At 36.2% G+C, this 18,834-nt stretch carries 18 protein-coding genes; 3 read left to right on the top strand and 15 right to left on the bottom strand.

Annotated features, from left to right (window positions below):
- Window positions 1–21: 21 nt before the first annotated feature.
- Entirely contained in the window at window positions 22–1,674 is a 1,653-nt protein-coding gene (locus O7776_RS09545; protein WP_274310355.1) for an ABC transporter substrate-binding protein, read from the bottom strand.
- A 91-nt stretch (window positions 1,675–1,765) separates the two neighbouring features.
- Between O7776_RS09545 and O7776_RS09540 the strand changes: the two genes are divergently transcribed.
- Complete coding sequence (locus O7776_RS09540) at window positions 1,766–2,956, top strand: MFS transporter (protein WP_274310354.1); 1,191 nt, start codon at window positions 1,766–1,768, stop codon at window positions 2,954–2,956.
- A 245-nt stretch (window positions 2,957–3,201) separates the two neighbouring features.
- Here the strand turns inward: O7776_RS09540 and O7776_RS09535 are convergent, their stop codons facing one another.
- From O7776_RS09535 to O7776_RS09495, 9 genes are all read right to left on the bottom strand, one after another.
- On the bottom strand, window positions 3,202–3,834 hold the full coding sequence (locus tag O7776_RS09535) for a nitroreductase family protein (RefSeq protein WP_274310353.1): 633 nt from the start codon (window positions 3,832–3,834) through the stop codon (window positions 3,202–3,204).
- A gap of 92 nt (window positions 3,835–3,926) precedes the next feature.
- The gene (locus tag O7776_RS09530) at window positions 3,927–4,517 is read right to left on the bottom strand and encodes an NADPH-dependent FMN reductase (protein ID WP_274310352.1); all 591 of its coding nucleotides are present in this window, start codon (window positions 4,515–4,517) and stop codon (window positions 3,927–3,929) included.
- A gap of 259 nt (window positions 4,518–4,776) precedes the next feature.
- Complete coding sequence (gene yidC, locus O7776_RS09525) at window positions 4,777–5,538, bottom strand: membrane protein insertase YidC (protein ID WP_274310351.1); 762 nt, start codon at window positions 5,536–5,538, stop codon at window positions 4,777–4,779.
- Between the two features lie 228 nt (window positions 5,539–5,766).
- Window positions 5,767–6,495, bottom strand: a complete 729-nt coding sequence (locus tag O7776_RS09520; protein ID WP_274310350.1) for an alpha/beta hydrolase — start codon at window positions 6,493–6,495, stop codon at window positions 5,767–5,769.
- 9 nt (window positions 6,496–6,504) lie between these two features.
- Window positions 6,505–7,293 carry an ABC transporter ATP-binding protein gene (locus O7776_RS09515; protein ID WP_274310349.1) on the bottom strand — a complete coding sequence of 263 codons (789 nt, stop codon included), beginning with the start codon at window positions 7,291–7,293 and terminating at the stop codon, window positions 6,505–6,507.
- 6 nt (window positions 7,294–7,299) lie between these two features.
- Window positions 7,300–8,328 carry a FecCD family ABC transporter permease gene (locus O7776_RS09510; RefSeq protein WP_274310348.1) on the bottom strand — a complete coding sequence of 343 codons (1,029 nt, stop codon included), beginning with the start codon at window positions 8,326–8,328 and terminating at the stop codon, window positions 7,300–7,302.
- A complete protein-coding gene (locus O7776_RS09505; protein ID WP_274310473.1) occupies window positions 8,318–9,328 on the bottom strand; it encodes a FecCD family ABC transporter permease in 1,011 nt (336 codons plus the stop codon). Before O7776_RS09505 ends, O7776_RS09510 begins: the two co-directional genes overlap by 11 nt.
- Before the next feature lie 327 nt (window positions 9,329–9,655).
- Window positions 9,656–10,657 carry an ABC transporter substrate-binding protein gene (locus tag O7776_RS09500; RefSeq protein WP_274310347.1) on the bottom strand — a complete coding sequence of 334 codons (1,002 nt, stop codon included), beginning with the start codon at window positions 10,655–10,657 and terminating at the stop codon, window positions 9,656–9,658.
- A 115-nt stretch (window positions 10,658–10,772) separates the two neighbouring features.
- Window positions 10,773–11,579, bottom strand: coding sequence for an AraC family transcriptional regulator (locus O7776_RS09495; RefSeq protein WP_274310346.1), 807 nt, complete (start codon window positions 11,577–11,579; stop codon window positions 10,773–10,775).
- A 393-nt stretch (window positions 11,580–11,972) separates the two neighbouring features.
- On the opposite strand from O7776_RS09495, the gene O7776_RS09490 reads away from it, so the two are divergent.
- Window positions 11,973–12,311, top strand: coding sequence for a GlpM family protein (locus O7776_RS09490; RefSeq protein ID WP_241369637.1), 339 nt, complete (start codon window positions 11,973–11,975; stop codon window positions 12,309–12,311).
- A gap of 98 nt (window positions 12,312–12,409) precedes the next feature.
- Here O7776_RS09490 and O7776_RS09485 read toward each other — a convergent pair whose 3' ends face one another.
- Together O7776_RS09485 and O7776_RS09480 are read right to left on the bottom strand one after the other, a co-directional pair.
- Window positions 12,410–13,702 (bottom strand): hypothetical protein, encoded by a 1,293-nt coding sequence (locus tag O7776_RS09485; RefSeq protein WP_274310345.1) that lies wholly within the window; start codon window positions 13,700–13,702, stop codon window positions 12,410–12,412.
- Window positions 13,689–14,204, bottom strand: coding sequence for a sigma-70 family RNA polymerase sigma factor (locus O7776_RS09480; protein WP_274310344.1), 516 nt, complete (start codon window positions 14,202–14,204; stop codon window positions 13,689–13,691). The genes O7776_RS09485 and O7776_RS09480 overlap by 14 nt, the downstream gene beginning before the upstream one ends.
- A 174-nt stretch (window positions 14,205–14,378) precedes the next feature.
- Here O7776_RS09480 and O7776_RS09475 point away from each other — a divergent pair, with 174 nt between their 5' ends.
- The gene (locus O7776_RS09475; RefSeq protein WP_274310343.1) at window positions 14,379–15,746 is read left to right on the top strand and encodes an FAD-binding oxidoreductase; all 1,368 of its coding nucleotides are present in this window, start codon (window positions 14,379–14,381) and stop codon (window positions 15,744–15,746) included.
- Window positions 15,747–15,808: 62 nt separating this feature from the next.
- Here the strand turns inward: O7776_RS09475 and O7776_RS09470 are convergent, their stop codons facing one another.
- From O7776_RS09470 to O7776_RS09460, 3 genes are all read right to left on the bottom strand, one after another.
- On the bottom strand, window positions 15,809–17,161 hold the full coding sequence (locus O7776_RS09470) for a TraB/GumN family protein (RefSeq protein WP_274310342.1): 1,353 nt from the start codon (window positions 17,159–17,161) through the stop codon (window positions 15,809–15,811).
- 284 nt (window positions 17,162–17,445) lie between these two features.
- Window positions 17,446–18,318 (bottom strand): anti-sigma-V factor RsiV, encoded by an 873-nt coding sequence (gene rsiV, locus O7776_RS09465; RefSeq protein ID WP_274310341.1) that lies wholly within the window; start codon window positions 18,316–18,318, stop codon window positions 17,446–17,448.
- Window positions 18,311–18,814 (bottom strand): RNA polymerase sigma factor SigV, encoded by a 504-nt coding sequence (locus O7776_RS09460; protein WP_274310340.1) that lies wholly within the window; start codon window positions 18,812–18,814, stop codon window positions 18,311–18,313. The genes rsiV and O7776_RS09460 overlap by 8 nt, the downstream gene beginning before the upstream one ends.
- Between the last annotated feature and the right edge of the window lie 20 nt (window positions 18,815–18,834).

Raw genomic sequence — 18,834 nt, 5'->3', positions numbered from 1 at the left:
CTTGACAAATTTATTTGCGATTTAAGTATCCATTGAAAAATACATATTTCGATAATCGATACGACCATTTTTATCGAACTGAACGTGTTTGTACGGGGTATCTTCTCTAACGTAATAAATATGATGACGATGCGTTAAAAATTTCAACGAATAATTTTGCTGCAAACGATGTTCTATCCATTCGAAAGATGTAAGGTCTATATTCGTTTCTAAGATTGTTTGCAATCGTTCTGTAATTTGTTGCTCTTCTTCAATCGTTGCAAATTGCATCATAGGTTTAGGTTCAGCTAAATACATTTGAACGAGTGATAAAGGAACATTTTTTCCTATCGCAATTCCACCAATAAAAATATCAATTCGTTGATTTAAATCTTCCTGTGGTTTCTTAAAATTAATACATTGTAAGGTTGAAGCGATCCCCATATTTGCTAGTTGCTTTTGTAAAACTTCGGCCTTTTCTTTATGGTTAACCCCTTCACGAATTTGTTGGTAACCAATCGTTAATTGTCCTACAAATAACAGCCCTTTATTAGATTCTACTAAATTAATAGGTGTTGCATCTAACTGCCAACCATGTGCCACGTTTTCATTTTCTTCAAGCAGTATATACTCTGACGCCTTTATCCTATGCCAAATAGCTGCACGCAACTCTTTATCTACTAACGGGCCATAGCGACTATTGAGACACATATAACAAGCTCCCGGTTCTTTATATACAATTTTTCGACTCGGAATGGATTTCTCGTAAGGTTCATAACGAATCGAATCACTTTGAAACGCCTCATTGTATACAATATCCACTTTGTCTATCCAAGGACGTTCATTAAAATAATTTACAAATGCTTGCAGTGTTAGTCCTTTTTCACTGATTTCCTTTAACATAAATGCCCCACAGCCAATTTGTGGCGACCGATCCGTTGGTAAAATAACGAGGCGTGTGCTTGCTAAAAAATACGGTAAAAGTGCACAGGGCTTTTTCAATTCCAAATGAAATTCGTACCGTCCCATTGCTATTATTTTTACAATTTTAAATAAATGAGTAAAGTAATTGGCAGAGGCTGTAAGTGTTGCTACAACATCTTGAGCAGTCAATTCTTGCAAGTGATGAAATTGTACACCTTTTTTTAAAATAAAATGCCAAGTACGAGAGTCCTTCGTAGCATAATGAAATAATAAATTCGGTTGTGCAATGCCACAATCGTCTATTTTAAATAACGTTTCATGAATTTGCTCTAACACATGCATATCATGGCGAGACAAGGCCTTTAGTGGATCTAAACAAAGTTCCACATAATACATGGTTTGACGAAAGACGTGGTTGTTATTTTCATTTTGCAAGCCAAATTGTGCATTTAGCCATTGTTGAATTGTTGGATGATTGAGTTTTTCCATGTCCTTTGCTAATTGAATGGCTTCTTCATATTTATTTTTCTTCCATAAAGTTTTCATTGCATATAGGAGTATGTCAATTTCTTCTGCAGTAATTGTTAAAAACGGTTTTTTTCCGCGCCATTTAAACGGTTCCCATTGTATCAGTTGCTCATCATGTAAACGATGCAATTGTGTTTTCGCATGTCTTGTCGAACAATGCCAAATGGATGCAATTAACTCAATAGACGTTTCTGTTCGTTGTTGCGTCTCGAAATGTTTGAATAATGCTAGTTCATAATTCATAGCTACCTCCTAAAAGGTGAAGTAATTAAAATTACCATTCACTTTTTGTTCTCCTTTTATTAGTTTACACTGATTTTAAGGAGTGAGGGACATGAATTTATACAAAAATCATACTTTTCTAAAAATTTATACCTTGCATTTTTTTGTCAATATTTCAATGACCATTTTTTCATTTATTTTACCGATTATTTTGTATGACTTAACAAAATCTGCACTCGCGATGAGCACAATGCGGATGATGGATTTCTTGCCAAATATTTTACTAGGAATGCTGATTGGGGTTTTTGTAGATCGAATAAATCGAAAATTCGTTTTAGTATACGGCAATATAATTCGATTAGTTATTGCCTTAACATTTGTATACATATTAACTTCGACAGATTTTGTACTGTGGCATGTGTATGTTCTTGGGTTTTTATTATCGACAATTGGCTATACAGTGGGAAGTGCGCTAAATGCGATTATGCCACAATTGTTTGATAAAGCACTTATGACCGACATGCAAGCTAAGTTTTCACTGTTAAGTACAATGATTACTATTATCGGACCTGGTTTACTTGGCATGCTGCTCTTATGGCTTTCAAATGAATTGTTTTTATGGCTCTTTGTTTTTTGTCAACTTTGTATAACGGTTATTGCACTATTTATTGATTCTGTACCGACACCGAAGCGCAATAATAAAGGCTCGATTATCGCTGAGATGAGAGAAGGTATACAGGCTTTAGTAGGGAATCCATCGTTATTATTACAAACATGGACGATCTTTTTCTCAAATTTTGCATCGAGCCTAGTTATTGGCGTTCTCACATTTTATGTGTTAGATCAGCTGCATTTTACGAAAGAACAGTTAGGCTTTATGTTTACTGTATCTGCATTCGGTGGAATTATCGGAGCTAAATTAATCCATCCATTGCGTATACGATTTACACGTGGACAAATTTATACGTTTAGTATGTTAGCAGATGCAACGGCTTTAACACTCATGTTTTTCAGTGGGCATTGGCTATTGATGGGCCTTTTATTGGCCATTAGAACTGCTACTTCTACCATGACCAATATTGTGTACTTAGCAATTCGTCAAGAAACGACACCAAATCATTTACTCGGCCGTGTTGCGGGTACAACTTCGATGATAATGAAGCTCGCATTACCTGTAGGTTTATTTATCGGTGGGATCTGGGCAGACATCTTGCCAGTTGCTCCAATCTTTTTATTAAGTGCAGCAGTTATTTTATTTAACTTTGTCTTATTGCTAAAAAACAAATTTCAACATACGGTTTAATAAAAAATTGGGGGTGTTCTGTATATTAGAACGCTACTTTATTTTTTGGGGTTCATATAAAACGGTATCATCTCACTTCTACAGAGGATTGCTAGCAACGCCCGATAGATGAAAGTGACTATTCCTTATCCACTAAAAAAAATCATGATATTCTATATGCTCGAATCTGGCTGCTCTAATATTCCGCCCCTCCCAATAGCACAAAAAAACTAACTGCAGCAGTTCATCGCAGTTAGTTTTGAAAATCAAAAACTATTAAATTGTACAAATTCTCCAACAGGCTTACGGTAGCCACGTGGGCGAGTTTTATCTACGCTTTTACCAATCGTAATTAACATAATTGGTTCAAGATGACTTGGAATATTAAACTCCTTTTTTAAATCTGCTACATTATGAATATGCATAGGACAAGTATCAAAGCCATAATGTTTTGCAGCAAGCATGAACAGCATTGCATGAAGACCGGAGTTACGGATAATCTCTTCTCTTACTAATGTATCATTTGTTTTTAAGCCTTCTGAATAACCACGAATAAGATCCATTGTCATGTCGTATGTATGTTCATCCATCATTTTTAGCATTTTCATTGGACCATAAATTTTTTCTGCATTTTCCATCTCAATGCCTTGACGATTTCCCAGTACGATAACAGCTGCACTTGCAGAATGAATTTTATATTGGTCGTAGTTTAGTGCACGCACACGCTCTTTTTTATCATCGTCCATAATAACTAAGTAGTTTGTAAATTGTAAATTGTACGCACTTGGCGCGGTTTTTGTTAAGTTGAAAATTTTTTCAAAATCTGCTTCTGTCATTTTAAAGTCTTTTTCAAAATTAACTGCTGAATGACGCGCTGTTGCTAATTGTTCGAAATCCATCTTAACCCCTCACTTTATATATTATGTATGAAAAATAGGAATGGGTTGTCGCGAAAAATCTTTTCGGACATTCCATTCACTATTCTACCATATTATCGAATTGTTTTTAACGCTGTAGACCATGGAATTACTTGATCTAACATTTGGTTTACAGAATCCTCTTGTACATCTTTCGGAGTGAATTTTGTACCATTTTCAAAATCTGTAAATAATGATAATGCTGGGTGTACGCGTACATCTGCTACTAACAATTCTCCTAAAATACCACGTAAATGCTCGGCTGCACGTGCTCCACCAACTGAACCGTACGAAACAATACCAGCTGCTTTGTTATTCCATTCTACACGTAAGTAATCTAATGCGTTTTTAAGTGCCCCTGTAATTGAGTGATTATATTCTTGTACGATAAATACGAATCCATCTTGTTCGCCAACCACTTTAGACCAATCTGCTGCGCCTGGTGCATCAGCAGTTCCTAGAAATGGTAAGTTGTAATCCGCGATGTCGATAATTGTATAATTTGCATCACCTCGTTTGTCTGCTACTTCTTTTACCCACGCAGCTACTTGTGGAGATACGCGCCCTTCACGAGTTGAACCGATAATAATCCCGATGTTTAATGTTTGTGTCATTTGTAATTCCTCCTCTTTGTGTTTACCAAATAATTTATTGAAAAAGCTCATGACTTAAGTCACCTCATTTAAATATTTTACCTTGAATTGAATTATTTTAAATTCGAGATAAATATATCACGCCGCAAAGTATGTGTCAACATAAAAGTTACAAAAAGTAACTACCTTTTATAAAGTTATTTCAAAACATAATCATTGCTGCTTTTCCGCGATTTAACATCTTTTCTAATGTGGATTTTTTTGAAAAACTTATACTTTCATTTCCACAAATAAAAAGACTACCGACAGTTTAGCCAGTAGTCTTAAACGTTTATTCATTTTTTTCTGCAACAGGTGCTGGTGGATATAACTTTCTTCCTATATACGTTTGGATAATTAAGAATGCTCCTCCTACTGCCCAATACAATGGAAGTGCAGCCATAGATGATAATGAAATAAACACGATCATAATAGGCGAAATATAAATCATTAATTTCATTTGTGCCTTTTGCGCTTCTGGAACGGTCTGTAATGATACTTTTGCTTGGATGAAGTAGACAATACCTGCAATAGCCGTCATGATTAAATCTGTTGATCCAAGGTCAAACCATAAGAACGAGTGCGTTTTAATTTCAGTCGAATACCTGATTGCAAAATATAGCCCCATGATGATTGGCATTTGGATAAGCGTCGGTAAGCACCCTACATTTAATGGGTTTAAATTATGCTCTTTGTATAAAGCCATCATTTCTTGTTGAATGCTCATTTTCTCTTCTTGCGTTTTTGCTTCTTTCAATCGCGTCTGAATGTCAGTCATTTGCGGACGAACTCTGTCCATTTTTACTTTCATTTCGGATTGACTCTTATAAGTTTTCAACATAAATGGTAGTAAGATTAAACGAATAATTAATGTAATAGCGATAATTGCTAAACCGTAGCTACCATCAAAGGCATTTCCTAATGTATCAAGTGCCCAGTTCATTGGCTTTACAAACGTTGCATAGAAGAAGCCTTCCTTATTTTCAACGCTTTGACAGCCTGCTAATAAAATTGTTGTGCTTAATAACAATAAACTTAATTGTAATTTTTTCATGATTCACCTGCTTGCATTATTTGTACCGTAAATATCGTACACTATTTTTGACTTTTACAACAGTATTCACTCTGAAATTTTGGAAGTTTTTCATTAGTAAAAAAAACTCGCAATATACTAGTGCGAGCTTTTTTCTGAGTAATAGTTATACGAGATTGGAAATACATTCCACTATTTCGAAACTTCAAAAGGCTTTTACCGATGCAAAAGCCTTTTTCCTCCATCACATTATGCCTTTATAAATCGTAATACACGGCTCATTGTTGTCGGAATAATCGACGCATGATTTTCCCATTCTGCGACATAAAACTCACTTTGAATGCCTTTTGTGTGGGCAATTTCATGGAATTTTTGTGCATCGTCAACCATATCGCCTTCCTCACCACCGACTGTAATATAAAGTGGTGCAGGATTTTGTAAATCGGTACTTTGTAAAATTCCTAGTAACTCGTGCTCGTTCCACCAAATCGATGGACTTAGTGCCGCAAATTTTGTAAATACATGCGGGTGTTGTAAATAACTCCATAATACAAATAACCCACCCAATGAATGACCATATAGCGATACATTTTCAGGATTTACTTCATATTGCTTTGCCATATGTGGAAGCACTTGCCCAGTTATATACTGCATCAACTTTTCCGCGCCACCTGCTGGTAGTGGTTGCATTTCTTTGCCACGACGCATGGGGAATTTATAGTTTTCTGCTGGTGCCGTAAAATCGTAAAAACGTTGATTTGGAATGTCTTTTTCATGATGCCCAATACCAACGATAATAGCAGCCTCAACACCGGTTTTTTCACGATTGCGTAGCTGATTAGCAAGTGTATCGTGCATCATACGTGCATACCGTGTTCCATCTAAAACGATAATCACTGGGAAACCTTCTGCTGGCGCAGCTTCTTCTGGTACGAAAATATCAAGCTGGTATTCATAATCATTAAATGTTGATTTCAATGTATACACCTACTTCATTAAATTGTATGAAAAGCAAACTGGAACGTCATGCTCGTCATCATGAATAATTTTTGCCTCAATTTGGAAAACTTCCTGTAATATATCTTTTGTCATCAACTCTTTTGGTGTGCCAGTATGTAACACTTGGCCTTTACGCATCGCAATCAATTCGTGTGAAAAACGAGCTGCGTGATTTAAATCATGCAGTACCATAATAATGGTACATTCGTAGTTTTTATTAAGCTGTTCCACAATTTCTAGCACCTCTAGCTGATGTGCCATATCTAAATATGTTGTCGGCTCATCTAGTAATAAAATGTCCGTTTCTTGTGCAAGTGCCATCGCAAGCCACACACGCTGCCGTTGCCCCCCTGATAATGCTGCGATTTCACGCTCACGAAACTCGTTCGTTTGAGTGACTTCCATCGCCCAGTTGATTTTTTCAATGTCTTCTTTTGTTAAACGACCAACATTTTTACGGTGCGGATAACGGCCATAAGCAATCAATTCATGCACCTTTAATTGCCCAGGCGCAGATGGTGATTGCGCAAGAAGTGCTAATTTTTTTGCGATATCTTTGGTTGACATTGTATTCATATTTTCTTCTTGTAGATAAATATCTCCACGCTCTTTTTTCAAAATACGACCAAGCGTTTTTAATAATGTCGATTTCCCACAACCATTTGGACCAATAATTGTCGTCACCTTGCCTTCAGGTATCGACACATTTAAGTCTTCAATAATTCGGGCTTGTTCATAGCCGGTCGTTAAATGATCCACTTTAAATACTGTTTTCATTGTATTTTATCCTTTCGCCTTTACAAGTAAAAATAAGAAATAAGGAATGCCTATGATTGAAACGACAATACCAACTGACAATTCAACCGGAGCGAATAACGTTTTCGCCACATAATCCGAAAATACAAGTAAAATTGCCCCTACAAACAAACTAACTGGCATTAAATAACGATGGTAAATACCAACAAGCTGTCTTGCAATATGTGGTGCCATCAGCCCAATAAATCCGATACTTCCAGATACAGAGACACAAGCGCTTACTAAACCAACAGTAGCCAAAAGAAGCTTGATTTTTTCCCTTTCAAGTGAAATACCTAAGCTAAGAATCGTTTCCTCTTCTAATTGAAAATAATCAAGGATATACGCTTTTCGATAAATATAGAAACCTAATATGAATAACCAAGGTAGCATAGCTGATACAAAATACCAGTTCGAATTGTAAATGGAGCCATTCATCCAGATTGCAGCAGCTTGATAGTCATTTTCGTCCATTTTTAATGACCAAAACAAGGTCAATGCACTAAATCCCGTATTGATCGCAATTCCGGTTAAGATAAGCTTTTGCATATCCATGCGCCCATATTTGTAAGACATAAATAATATGATTGCAGCGGCAATTGCCCCACCTATAAACCCAAAAATAGGGACTATTAAAATTTTCACGAGGCTACTAATTTCTACATCAATTAATTCTACTTGGAAAAAGAACATAAAAATAACGATTGCACAGCCAGCACCAGCATTAATCCCAATAATACCTGGATCGGCAAGTGCATTTTTCGTAATTCCTTGTAACACAACCCCAGCCATCGCGAGACCCATTCCAACAAGTGCAGCGGTAACGAGACGTGGTAATCGCAAATCAAATATGACTAAATCGAAGTTTTGGGTAGATTCGATGCGCAATAACGTTTTAAACACTTCAGATGTAGACATCGTAAATATACCACTTGTTAAATGTAGATACATCGCTGCAAGGAGCATAAGAAACATTATAATTATAGTAAATATCCATTTTGATTTTTTATGCGGCATATTTTTCACCGCCCTTGCTACGAATTAAATATAAGAAGAATGGTACACCAATTATGGCCGTAACTACTCCAATTGGTGTCTCAAAAGGAAAGTTTACATAACGACTAATTAAGTCACATGCTGATAAGAAAAATGCTCCGAAAACTGCCGAGCATGGGATAATCATTCGATAGTCCACCCCAATAAGCATACGTACAATATGGGGAACAACTAATCCTACGAAAGCAATTTTTCCAACTAAAGCAACTGCAGTACCTGTCAAAATAGCTACTGAAAGCATACTTAACACTTTTACGGTGCGCGTTTTTTGTCCTAAGCTAATCGCTACATCCTCTCCAAGCGCTGTTATCGTCACTGCACTAGACAATGAAATAGCAAGTGCAAGTCCAACAAGTCCGATTGGCACACAAAGCAACACTAAATCCATATCTACTGTATGTACTTTTGAGTTATACCACATTGTTATTGTTTGCGAGATTTGATGATACATCGCAACGGCCGTTCCAAAGCTACTCAAAAATGTACCAATAACTGTACCTATAATTGCGAGTCGTACAGGTGATAATCCATTTTTAATAATGGAAGCAAAACCAAATACTAATGCGGCTCCAAAAAGAGACCCTACCATTGAGATCACTACTAATTTAAAGCTAGAAATCCCAGGTAAAAATACAAAGGTCATTGTAATGAAAAATGCTGAACCATCAGTTACCCCCATTATCGAAGGAGATGCTAGGAAATTTCGCGTGATTCCTTGCATAATTGCCCCGGCCGCAGCTAAAAAGGCACCAACAAATAAAACTGCTAGCGCTCTAGGAATTCGGCCAGACCATATAATTTGATGGTTTGCTTCATTTTCATCAAAATTAAATATCGCATTAAAGATTTCAGATAATGGTATCGATTTTGTACCAAATGAAACTGAAAATAAAAATACCGACACGATTAAGATAGGCATAATGATAGAAAATAATATAATGTGTCGATTTGAACTTTTCAACATTTGAAACCTCCTTTTCTGTCATAAAATCAATTACGCCTCGGCGTAATTGTGTCCAGATTTTTTCAAGTTCACTTGAAAAATTCCTCTAAAAATCTGTGACATCCGCCGGGGGCTTATGCCAACACGATGTTGGTCACTTAGGCGTTGCCGCACGATGCGGCGTCCTTAGCCTAAGTACCTCTATTCAGCCGTGGTTTGAACCCCCACTTATAGAAGTAAGGGCCTTTTCTTACCTGTCGCTTCGCTTTCGGTACAAAAAGAATTTGCTGAAGCAAGTTAAAGTTAAAAAGCTGGTAAGAAAATTCTTACCAGCTTTTCACATCACTATTTCACTACATTTTCTTTAAATGCATTTAAGAAATTGATTTTTGACCAAGCTGTTCCGCCTTGCGCCAGTGGTTCAACAATATTTACATAAACTTGATTTTCTTTTGCTGCTGTAACGCTTTTAAAAATTGAGTTTTCTAAAATTTCATTAAGTAACTCTGGATTTTCAGTGTTTTCGTCAGCTGCGAATTGTAATAAAATCACATCTGGATTCCATTCTGCAAGCGTTTCATATGTAATTTTAGTTTCTGTTTTCGCTTCTAAAACAGCTAATCCAGCTGGTACTTGTAATCCTAAGTCTTCATATAATGAAGGGTTTAAATACACTGCTTCTGGATAAACTGCTAATCCACTACGTACACGAATAACTAAAACATCCTTGTCTTTTAAATCGCTATTAGCAATTTTATCTTTTGTCTCAGTTAAAGTAGATTCATAATTCGTAATTGCTTCTGCTGCCTCTGCTTCTTTACCAGCTAACTGACCTAGCAAAGTTAAATTTTCTTTCCAATTTGTTGAGATATGTGAATATGGAAATGTAGTTGCTACTTTATTAAAGTTTGCCATTTGAGTCTCATCAAATTTACTAGTACCTAAAATTACATCTGGGCTTAGTGATAACATCGCTTCTGCACTAGGCTCTCTCTTACTACCAACAACTGTCGCACCAGCTAATTCGTTTTCTAAGTATTTTGGAATTGAAGAGCCATCCATTGAAATAACACCCGCCGGTTTAATGCCTAAAACAGCTGAATCTTCCATCGCTTCTAAGCTTGCTGCGATGATTGTGTTAGTTTGTGTAGGTACTTCATATTCGTTGCCTAAATATGTAACTTTTTGAGTAGTTGCCTCTTCTTGCTTCACTTCTTTTGCTACTTCTTCTGTTTTAGCATCCGTTGAAGCAGCATCTGAAGATTTTACTTCCTCTTCATCTCCGTTACATGCCGCAAGCATAAGTGTTAACGCTGCTGCACCAACTAAAGCACGATATTTTTTCAAAATATACTCCTCCGTATCGATAACGATTCTCATTATCGTTTATTTACATTCATGATGATATCAAACTGACGATTAAGGGTAAATAGATTTTTTTACAACAAATATGGACTTTTGCTCAATATTGTAAAAATCGCTTGCGATAATCGGTCGGCGTCATCTGATATTGCTTTTTAAAGACACGGCAAAAATAAAACGAGTCCTGATAACCTACCAGCTCAGCAATCTCCTTCACTGGCATCATTGTTGTACGAAGGATTTCTTTCGAGTGCTTTAGACGAATTTCCGTTAAAAACTGAATTGGTGACATGCCCACTTGTTTATCAAAAAAATACGCTAAACGACGGCGATCACAGCCAACCTCCTCAGCAATTTCTGCAATCGCTATCTGCTGCGCATAATTTTCAGTCATAAAACTTACTGCATGATCGACGACATTATTTGCAGTCTTCATTTTTGCGCAAATAAGGAGAACTTCAATTAAATGTAAAAAATTAGATTTACACTTAAGTTTATTTAAATCTCCAGGAATTTTTTCCGTCTGAATAATTTGCTGTACAAAATAATCAATTTTATGGTTTTCACCACTATCAATAGTAAAATGATAGTTTTTAAACTGTACTGTACTTTCAATAACTTCATAATGTAGTACAACATAATGCCAAGGCTCATCACTCGTCACTTCAATATTTATTTCCATTCGCGGACCGGCATGTAACACTACCCCTTTGTTCACGGCATAGCACTCACCGTTCAAAGAAAAATTGGCACTGCCAGACAAAGTGATGACGAGCCCATTATAATGGGCAGCTGTGTAACGATTGCTATCTTGGATATTTGGGTTTAAGCTCGTCACAAATAAATCTGAGAATTGAATTGTTTCATTTGCAAAATATTTTATTAATTCATTAATTGGTATATTCATTGTCGTTCCCTTCTTGATATATATAATATGATTTCAATTATGCAAATGATAATCATTTTCATCAAGCGGTTATGATAAATCAAGAAACTTATTGCATATTTTAAATTTTTTAATCGTTTTATGTAAGCTTACTACCACGGAAGCCTCTTTAGGGCATTACCTCAATTTCACATAAATTCTATTTTAATCGTAGCAAAATTGAATAAATTACAAAATGAATTTTTGCGATTGTAATCTGGATTTTTTTAATATGAGAAAGCAGATTATTGCTAAAAATTGTTTGGTTATTTCTTTCATGTTGGCTTTGTTGCTATTCCGTAGTAAATACTATTGTGCAAACATTCTCACTACGATATAGTAATTGTATTTTAGTGGAATTGAGGGAATTATTGCGTGTTTTATATCATTCAATTTATTATTGGCGGCACCGTGATGCTTCTTGCTTCATGGTTAAGTCGTTCGAATTTGCATTTTTTATCGGGTGTAATTACACTGTTGCCGATTTTAACGCTGCTTAATATGCGCCTGCAAATGAAAAGCATGACAGCGGAAACATTTCAGCTTGTACAGCAAAATGCGATTTTCGGTGCGATAGGTATGGTGCTGTTTACAAGCCTAGTATTTTATTTCTCAAGCATTTGGAAGCCAGGTCAAGCCGTACTAAGTGCGCTTGGGATTTACATTGTGTTTATGGTGATCGGTAAGCCGATTATGGCCATGCTACAAAGCTGAAAAACCGCGCTTCTCATTCAAGAGGAGCGCGGTTACGTTTTTTGATACGGGTGAGTAAGCTGCCACCAAATAGGGTGAGAAGTGCCAATTACTTGATCCTAGCTATTCTCATAACTGATTGTTTTTGTCGAGTCGAGTTCGGATGATTGCGGTACAGAAAAATCATACATTGCTTCATCAGTTTCTGTATATTGACTGTTCCATATCGCTGTACTAAAAGCAAAAATAAATGTAAGAACATGCAAGATTACAAGCCAAGTTATTCGTTTTCTGTTTGCGAAAATTATGATGAGAATCCCGAGAATCAGCAAAACTGGGAACGTAATAGTCAACATACCAACAGCGGCAAAACCGTCACGATACAAAGTACCTACAGAAAAAGCAATAAGCCATGTCAAAATTGGCGCTTGTATGAAAATCCATACTAGTGACCATACAATTTTTTGTACCTTTTGCGAACGTTTCTGTATGAGTAATGGAACAACAATAAAGCTTACAATCGCTATTACTAAGCATATGAGCATCGTTTTCCCACCACGTGTAAGCCATGAATCTTCAAATGTTGCTTGTTCTAATTCAAGCGTTTTAAACTCATTATGACTAATAAAAGTTTTCACAAATTCCGTCATTTGTGTTTTTGACAACGAGCTACTTTCACTAAATCCGATGTAATAAATATAACCATCTGCAATCGTATAAAATTCATTAGCAGTTGTCGCTGTCAAATGAACGCTATTATTCTCTTCATCATAAGAATAATAGTTGTACACTAATCCCCCATTACCCTCTAAAAATTTTTTTACTAGAGTTGTCGAAGGATTTAAGCGCTCTAGCTCAATCGGTGTTCCATAAGCATCTGTTGGTGTTGCAGCAAGCGTGTCATAATCGATTGGTTCCACGAATGTTCTTGACATCGAAATATTGATAAACTCTTCTTTGTGTGGAAAATGGAATTGAAGTTCGGTTAAATAGCCATCATTTACTGCAATTACTTTACCATCCTCTATTTGAAATGGTGTAGGAATATCAATTGTATTCACGTTGGTTTTCTGTAAAAATTCGGTATATGGAACTTCTTTATAATATTTTAGCGTTCTTAAATTCTGCATATCGAAAGCCATATAATTTTGATTATAGGTGACGCCATCTCCTTCTATTTCGTGAAAAATATTCATTAAGGTTGGCTCGCTTGCTGTATTGTGTCGTGTGTCAATCGGTGTTAATAGCTGAATGAGTAAAAAGATAAGGGCTGTACTTACGACGATCGTTAATATCGGAATAAGAAAATTGCGTTGTCGCTTTGGTTGTCTGATTTGCTGCTGCACCTTTTGTCGTATTCGCTGTTCGATTTCATCAGTTTGCTTTACTTGTTTTAATTTATAACGTGTCATCCTTTAACACCTCCCATTCCACTTCTTGTAATTGCACTCTTAATAGCTTTCTTGCTTTTACTAGCCGTGATTTCAGTGTATTTTCATTAATTTGAAGAAGCTCCGAAATCGCCTTCAACGTCAACCCTTCTAAATAGTAATACGCAACTATTTCTCGCTCTTTCATTGGCAAGCTCAGTACCGCATCGCTTATGAGCTGTTCTTCATCACGCACAATGAGTGCATCCTGTTGCGAAGTTTTTAAAGACAGCCATTTTTCTTGAAAAACAAGACGCTGATAATGCCAGCTTTTCAAATAGTCTTTCGCTTTATTGACTGTCATTTTTATTAAATATCGCTCGGTTATTGTCGGATCAATTGGCTGCTTCAAATGATAAAATTTTATAAACACATCCTGAACAATGTCTTCGGCTGTATGTAAATTTTTCGTGTAATAATAGGCAATGCGTAGAAGTTGCGCACTATGTTGTTTCATTAATAAGTCGAGCTCCTGTTCTTTCACGGTTTTCACTCCCTTCTATTTAGTATAACGAGGCAAAATGTATGATGGTTGAAAATTTTATTATTTTTTCTATAAATATACAATTATTAATATCAAGAAAATTCAGAAACACATTTACAATTTTAAGTAATTTCGTTATTGTTGACGTACATTACGATTATTGGGGGCAATGTTATGCATTATGAACAAATAAAAGTTGAGTTACTTGCTTTCTTAACGCCTGAACAAGTTTCAGATAATGACATTATTCGCGCACAACATGGACAAGACGAATCCTATCACGTACCCGCATTACCAGATTTAGTTGTTTTTCCTCGCTCAACACAAGAGGTTAGTGACATTTTAAAAATAGCGAATACATTTGAAGTTCCAGTTATTCCATTTGGACGAGGTTCGAGTTTGGAGGGTCATATTATTCCCTATAATGGCGGCATTTCGATCGATTTTAATGAAATGAACACTATCCTATCGATTGAGCCTGAAAATTTACTCGTAAAAGTACAACCTGGTGTCACTCGCTCTCAGCTTAATTTAGCACTAAAAAAACACGGATTATTTTTCTCAGTTGACCCAGGCGCAGATGCCTCACTAGGCGGGATGGCCGCTACAAATGCTAGTGGTACGACGGCGGTACGTTATGGGGTTATGCGCGATCAAGTGCGTGATTTAGAGGTTGTTTTGGCAAATGGCGACATTATTCATACAGGTAATTCTGCTGCTAAATCTTCGTCAGGTTTGCATTTGAATGGCTTGTTTGTTGGATCAGAAGGAATATTAGGCTGTATTACAGAGCTTACATTGCGTGTATATGGTATTCCAGAACATGAAGTGGCTGGCCGCGCAGTATTTTCTTCAACCAATATTGCAGTTCAAGCTGTTACTGCGATAAAACATGCTGGGATTCCAATTGGACGTGTGGAGCTGGTAGACACTGCATCAATCCGTATGGTAAATCAATATAGTGAAACGGATTATCCAGAACAGCCTACATTATTTTTAGAATTTCACGGTAATGAAGCTGGTTTACAACAAGATATCGAATTTGCTACGGAAATTTTACAAGATTTTGGCTGTACCCATATTCAATTTGAAAAGGACACAACCGCACGTAATCAATTGTGGAATGCACGCCATAATTTAGCGTACGCATTTATTCATGCCAATCCTGGTAAAAAGCTTATGTCTACCGATGTTTGTGTGCCAATTAACGAATTAGCAAATGCGATTGAGTTTGCGCGCAAAGAGTTAGAAGTGAGCGGCTTAATTGGTGGGCTGACTGGCCATGTAGGCGATGGCAACTTCCATGCGTTATTAATGATTGATTTGAATCATGAGGATGAGGTTACACGAGCGAAGCAATACAATAAAAAAATTGTAGAATATGCTTTGTCTATCGGGGGTACTTGTACTGGCGAACATGGAGTTGGTGTTGGAAAAATGGAATATCAGCAACAAGAGCATGGAAATGCACTTGCAGCTATGAAAGCAATCAAGCATGCACTTGACCCCAAAAATATATTGAACCCAAATAAACTTATTTAAATCATAAAAGCTCCAAAGCATAGTTAATAACATGCTTTGGAGCTTGTTACAATGGAGAAATGTTATTCGTAAAATGGTGTTACACTATATCCAGCTTGCTCTAAATGGTAGCGAATATTTTTATCGACTAAGAAATGCCCTGCCCCCACAACGACAAAGAATTTACCTGGTTCATTTTTAAGGACTTCCACAATCGAATTCGCCATGTTTTCGTCGCGTTTACCGAATAGCATTTTATTATATTCCGATTCATCGCCTTCGATGTCAGTTAAGCTCTTCGCGAATTTATCAACATCGCCAACTTTCCAGTTCATAAACCATTCTGAGAGTAATGCAATGTCTTCATCCGTTTGTTCTACTGGCTCTAAAATGCTATCAAGCACACCAACTAGAGACTCTTCTTGTGCTTCTTTTGATAATCCATCAAACATATCAACCTGTGCATTGACACCTTCTAGCTCATAAATCGGCTTTTGCTGCAAATAAGCGTTTAGTAAAAACTGCATATCGATTCCATGCATCGCCATTTCCTCAACTGTTAAACCAAATGCACCATCCATTGCTAACGATGAAAAATTATTAGTAATTAACCAAGGCTTCATCGTTTCCAGTTCTTCGATTGGCATCTCTAGCAGCTCAGCAACTTCTTTTAGCTTAGCATACGCTTCTTCACTAATATCATCTTTTATAGATTTGCCTTCTTCATAAATCGCTTTTTCCATATAGTATTCCATACCTTCTGGATCTACGATATTCGCTTCTACAAATAAACCTTGTGATTCATTAAAGGCATTTGTTAGCTTTTTATGCATTGGATAAAGATCCGGCACACCTAGATGAATCGAACCTAATAAATAAACTGTCGTATCTTCGTCTGCTACTACCCAAGCAACCCCCTTGGCTCCAGCGTTTGCTTGCTCATAAACATCCTGAATTAAACGAATGGCAAAAATAACAGCTTGCTGTGTAGTAGCCTTTTCTTCAAGCATTAGCCCTGCTCCAGATCCACGCAATACATTACGTTGTTGCATATACGTAACTGGGTCTTTCCCTGAACCAATATTATACTGAGCAGCAATATTATATAAGCGATTAACAATATCACCACGCGTATTATTCCCTTTTACTATAGCTGGTTTGAATTGCTCATTTTTTTCTAATTCAAGAGAGGCGATTTTCTCTTCTGTTAATTGTAATAATGTATTTAATCGCTCTTGAGAAATGGCAGTTTGAAAATCATCATAATACCATTCAAGTGGGAAAATCCCGTATTTTTCCCCTTCATTTAACGTTTCAATTGCCCAATCGCTAATGCTTGGCATTAATTGTTCTGCTTTTACTAACGGCGCTACGGACGTTAATAATAATGATGCCCCTATTGTTGTTGCAAAAGCAGTTTTTGTAAATTTATTCATTAGTTCATCCCCTTACAAATATATAAATATGCATAGAACAAAAATAATTATAACATAAATAAATTAGAAAATATTGTATTTCTTGTTAAATTATTGGGTTATTTATACAATTATTAGCTCATCTCCAAGTGTTGAGTATAACAAAGAGTATATTTAAAAGTCGTTCTAAAAAAAGTACAATTTTTCTTTTCATGAAAAATTGTACTTAATCGTGTGCATAAATTTAGTGACCGTTTAACTATTCCCCAAATCCAAAGCTATATCTGGCTATAATTTTCAAGCGATTATTTAATATACGTATTGCTTACGAGTAAAGGCTGAATAAGTTCGGTTGGGATTTCAAAGTCTACAATGCCCATATAGCCTGGCGCAACTTCATATTTATCAAAAGAGATGACAAGCTTGCCCTCATTTGTAATGTAGAAGTTTTGCTCTTTTTGAATCTTTTCGAAATTTTCGAAGAGTGCATCATCTTCTTTCCCTGTCGCTACCCAGTAGACTTTCTCACCATTCGATTGTTCCATCTCTAGCTTCATTTGCTCTACAATGTAGCTACTAATTGTCTCAACATAGCGTTCATCTTTAAATAGACCTGGCAATGTAATCGCAATTTGCTGTGTTTTATCAATCGTTGTATAGCGCATTATAGTTGATGATGAACCTACCATTTCTACAACATAACGTGCAAAAGACAAGATTTGTTCATTATCTGTTAACACTTGATATCCGCTTTCTACACCAAAATGACCGTCCTTATCCATTTCCGCAGAAAATTCCAAGTATTGCTCATAAATTTCTCTACCCTCTGCAGCATACTGGGCATTGAGCTCGGCAATTTCCTCTGAATCCCCTGTAATTTTTGGAATTTCAATCGATGCTTCATGATTGCCTTGATGATCTTCTAATTTTGAAAATGTAAGTACTTCTACAATTGAATTGATGATCGGTATGTTCGCCATATTTTTAGCAAATGCTGAATTGGTATTAATTGAAATTGTAAAGAGCAAAACAGAGGCTGCTGCTAATGTGAAGAACCATTGTGGTTTCCATTGTTTTTTCTTTTTGCGTTGCAATGCTTGCTCAACAACTTCATCTAACTCTTTAGGTATTGGAATATTTTGATACTGCTTTTTTAAATCCCTTAATTTTTTATCCATGATGTATTTTCTCCTCATCTTCCATATCAATTTTTAAAAGCTTTAACGCTTTATAAAGTCTAGATTTCGCTGTACTCAATGGAATGTCTACAATATTAGCTACATCTTCTAGCTTTAAGTCTTCAAAAAATCGGAGAATGATTATTTGCTTCAATGAAAAAGGTAAATTTTCCAACGCACTTTCCAAATCAAGATTGCGATAGGCATCGTGCTGTTGTTCACTTAAGTTAATCAAAGTATCGTCTTCTGTAACTTGAATGCGTTTCATTTTACGTAAAAAATCAATGGCTGTACGTACAACAATTTTATATAACCAGCTTTTTATTTGGTGTTGATTTTCAAGAGTACCTAACGCCGTCCAACCTTTTTGAATACTATCTTGAACGACATCGAGTGCATCTTGCTCATTTTTTACATAGCTATATGCCAATATGTAAAGCTGGTTTTTGTTGTCCCGCACATAGTTAGTAAATAGCTGTTCTATGTGTGAATTCATTTTGTAAGACCCTTTCTTTT

It is taken from the genome of Solibacillus daqui (genome assembly GCF_028747805.1).
Lineage (GTDB): Bacteria > Bacillota > Bacilli > Bacillales_A > Planococcaceae > Solibacillus > Solibacillus daqui.
This window is presented reverse-complemented; position numbering and strand designations above follow the sequence as displayed.